This window comes from Rhizobium atlanticum, assembly GCF_030182485.1.
In the GTDB taxonomy this organism is placed as follows: Bacteria; Pseudomonadota; Alphaproteobacteria; order Rhizobiales; family Rhizobiaceae; genus Rhizobium.
This window is the reverse complement of sequence record NZ_JAQJCJ010000082.1, coordinates 1-984: the sequence shown is the minus strand read 5'-3', so window position 1 is coordinate 984 and position 984 is coordinate 1. Positions and strand designations below refer to the sequence as shown.

1 pseudogene is annotated in these 984 nt (G+C 56.5%); it reads right to left on the bottom strand.

The window, feature by feature from the left end:
• Positions 1 to 929: pseudogene (locus PH551_RS32790) on the bottom strand (IS3-like element ISRel21 family transposase); the annotation flags it as partial.
• Positions 930 to 984 lie beyond the last annotated feature (55 nt).

The following is a 984-nucleotide window of genomic DNA, read 5'->3' as shown; positions in this document are numbered from 1 at the left end:
GCCATTGAACGCTTCGATGAAAGCATTATCAGTCGGCTTGCCGGGGCGTGAGAAGTCCAACGTCACACCCTTGGAATAGGCCCACAGGTCCAAGTCGCGCGACACGAACTCGGTCCCTTGGTCGACACGGATCGTTTTCGGATAGCCGGCTTTTTGGCACACCCGTTCAAGGGTTTGCACAACGTCTTCGCCTCTATAGCTATGACGTGGATCAAGCACCGGCACGTAGCGCGAGAAGGTGTCGACCACCGTCAGCACGCGCAGTTTCTTACCCGTTGCGAGTTGGTCGTGAACGAAGTCCATCGCCCAGACGTCGTTGGGTCCGACGGCCATGTGCCGATCCTCGCGAAGCTTGGCTTTTACCCCCCGCTTCGGTGTCTTGTTCCGCAACTGTAGCCCCAAGTCCCTGTAAATGCGGTAGGTTCGCTTGATGTTGGTGCCCCAACCCTCGCGTTCCAACAGCACATGCACGCGGCGATAGCCGTACCGCACACGGATCTCGCAGATCTCGCGAATACGACGTTCCAGACCGGCCTGATCAGCACGGCGAGAGGTATAGTGGTGAGTTGATCGATCGAAGTTCAACGCTCCACAAGCACGTCGGATCGAGATCGCCCAATCGCAGCACATGCCTTTCACCATCTCCCGCTTCCGAGCAGGCCTTAGAGCTTTCGGCGGATGACATCCTGCAACATCTCGCGGTCCAGCGTCAGATCCGCGACGATCTTCTTCAGGCGCGAATTCTCGTCCTCGAGCTGTTTCAGCCTCTTCATCTCCGGTGGCAGCATGCCCGCGTATTTTTTCTTCCAGTTGAAATAAGTCGCCTGGCTGATCCCCGCCTTCCTGCAGATTTCAGCAACCGACACGCCTTCATCACCTTGCTTCAGAATGAACGCCTTCTGAGCGTCCGAAAACTGCGACGCTTTCATCGTCTTCTGGTCCCTTTCCCAGCCAGGAAAATGCACCGGAAAACTCTAACCAAAA